The following is a 2,216-nucleotide window of genomic DNA, read 5'->3' as shown; positions in this document are numbered from 1 at the left end:
GGTTTTAAAAATGACTTTAGGACAATTTTTGAATATTACACAAAAAACACCCCATGGTGTGAACCATGAAGTGCTTCCAATCGCTGATATATAGGTATATATTAACGTTTTGAGGATTGTGATGCTTTACGGGCTTTTTTTAAACCTGGTTTTCTCTGACAACTGTAATATATGGTGTTATATGGTATAAACTAGCTAAAAATCAACAATTTATATCCCAAAAGTGCACTATGTATTACAATATGTTCACGGAGAGGTTATCAAAAAATTTGTTTTCGGGGCTTATAAAATAAAGAAATTAATTATTTATAATTTGATTGAGATACTTACCATTTTTAGCTTCATTTTTATCTATTACTTTACCAAAATGTAAATAATAAACTTTGTTATCCTTCATGTAAAATGTTATGTCTTCTAATCCAACTTGATTATTTTCATATCTATAATAACTATCAGGATAGTAAGCTACCTCAACATTTTCACTCGATTATAAATCATCATAACTACCTTTATTTAAATCTACCTGTGCCTTTACTTTTTCCCCAAATTGTCCTACAAGTCCTGAATCTATTTGATTTGCTATCGTTTTAATTGATGATTTGGCCGTCTCAGAAACATTATCAATCTTGTCACTATAAGTCATCTTAATAGAATCAGCTTCTTCTACTATTTCAGGGGCATAGACAATCCTTACTAAAGCTCTTTGAATTTGCTTTTTGAATTCTTTGTCTTCTTTGGTTCCTTTCAATACAGCGCCTATTGAACTCATTTATTGCCTCTTTCACTTTATAGTCCATCTAAATTAGTAGTATTTTCTTCCTTCTAAACTAGAAATGTCATTTTCTAATTTTACTCGGTCTTTTAGAAACTGTGTCCGACTATTTTCCTCTTGGACGATGATAGTCTGTTTATAGTTTTCATATTCATCAATTAATTCCATTTGATAACTTTCGATTATTCGATTTAAACTCATAAAAGTCGAACCATCTGAATCATTTTGTCTCAAAAAGTGACTTGTCTCTTCATAGACTTCTTGTAAATAAGTCTCTAACTCATTCTTTTTATCCTCAAGGCTATATAATTTATTTTCTATCTCCATATTTTCGCGATGATAATTATCTTCCAATTTTTCTAGCTTTATTTTTAGACTATTAAATTTGTTTTCTTTTTGATCTAGTACTGTGACCATTCCTTAAATTCTCCTGCTAATTTGGAATCCTCTTCCAGCAATTTTTGAACACCAGATTCAATTTGTTTTTGAAGATTAATATATGAAGTTGTGATCTCTTGTGCATTAGTAACTTTTTCATCAAAGAAAGTTTCAATTGGTGTTACTATGGTGTCCTCTCTAACTCCGCCCTCACTATATGCATCAGCTAATTCTTCCGGACTTAAATCTGTTATACCAGGAGGCATCACTTTAGTTTTTGCAAATAGTTCTGATGCTTTTTCTTTAGCTAATTCAGCATTCTTCTTGATATCATCAGAAGCTGTTTGAGATGCCGTGGTTAAACCGTTAGCAATAAATATAGCCTGTTCAGAATCTAAATATACTTTTTCACTATGACTAAGTTTGCCTCCAGATTTTTTTAATTTAGCTTTAGCTTTTTGAAAATGAACTTCTTCATAAAGAACAGACTGAATAGCTAGTGACTTAGGATTTACGATGTTACCTTTTTCATCTTTTAACTTACCATCATCAGTAAATTTCCAACTCTCTATTTTATGACTTTTACCATTTACCCATTTCACGGTACCATAATCTTTATCATCTAGTTTATTAAAATCGTTCCACCAAGTTACGTTATCCTCTTTATGTCGAAAATTAGCAAAATATTCAGGATGCTTAGCCATAAATTTTTTTTCATCTTCATTTAAAGTGCTATACCTAAACCATCCATTAAATACTGTAGTCGGGATATGATATTTAGCACCTAATTTTAGCATATATGCAGATTGAGAATAGCCTGAAAGCTGAGTCACGGTCCATTTATCATGTGACTGTACTTCTTTTAAAAATTTATCAGCTGATTTTAATTGAGTTGAACTTTGATGTGGTTGAGCAGATGAAACTGCGCCAATTAAATCTTTATAATTACTTGAATCTGTTGCGGCGGATATAACTGCAACACTGTTATAATCTACTTTACCCTTGATAATTGGTGCAACTGCCATACCCTGATAGCCAGACATATCGTCAGGAGAAGTTTTTAATA

At 31.3% G+C, this 2,216-nt stretch carries 3 protein-coding genes; all 3 read right to left on the bottom strand.

Translation table 11 applies throughout. The features are described from left to right. Positions 1 to 487: 487 nt before the first annotated feature. From HMPREF9171_RS102860 to HMPREF9171_RS0102735, 3 genes are read right to left on the bottom strand one after another with little or no spacing between them, the layout of a single operon-like run. Complete coding sequence (locus tag HMPREF9171_RS102860; RefSeq protein ID WP_000094846.1) at positions 488 to 769, bottom strand: hypothetical protein; 282 nt, start codon at positions 767 to 769, stop codon at positions 488 to 490. 33 nt (positions 770 to 802) lie between these two features. Further along, a complete protein-coding gene (locus HMPREF9171_RS102865) occupies positions 803 to 1,189 on the bottom strand; it encodes a hypothetical protein (protein ID WP_000259064.1) in 387 nt (128 codons plus the stop codon). Beyond that, entirely contained in the window at positions 1,174 to 1,854 is a 681-nt protein-coding gene (locus HMPREF9171_RS0102735; RefSeq protein ID WP_025193635.1) for a hypothetical protein, read from the bottom strand. The genes HMPREF9171_RS102865 and HMPREF9171_RS0102735 overlap by 16 nt, the downstream gene beginning before the upstream one ends. Positions 1,855 to 2,216: the final 362 nt, after the last annotated feature.

The sequence above is a fragment of the Streptococcus agalactiae ATCC 13813 genome, assembly GCF_000186445.1.
GTDB lineage: Bacteria > Bacillota > Bacilli > Lactobacillales > Streptococcaceae > Streptococcus > Streptococcus agalactiae.
The sequence above is the reverse complement of the archived record's forward strand: the minus strand, read 5'-3'. Positions and strand labels throughout refer to the sequence as shown.

What these genes read in the sequence shown, in the direction of transcription:
- HMPREF9171_RS102860 (WP_000094846.1), bottom strand. Translation starts at nt 769, where the DNA reads ATGAGTTCAATAGGCGCTGTATTGAAAGGAACCAAAGAAGACAAAGAA.
- HMPREF9171_RS102865 (WP_000259064.1), bottom strand. Translation starts at nt 1,189, where the DNA reads ATGGTCACAGTACTAGATCAAAAAGAAAACAAATTTAATAGTCTAAAA.
- HMPREF9171_RS0102735 (WP_025193635.1), bottom strand. Translation starts at nt 1,854, where the DNA reads ATGGCTAAGCATCCTGAATATTTTGCTAATTTTCGACATAAAGAGGAT.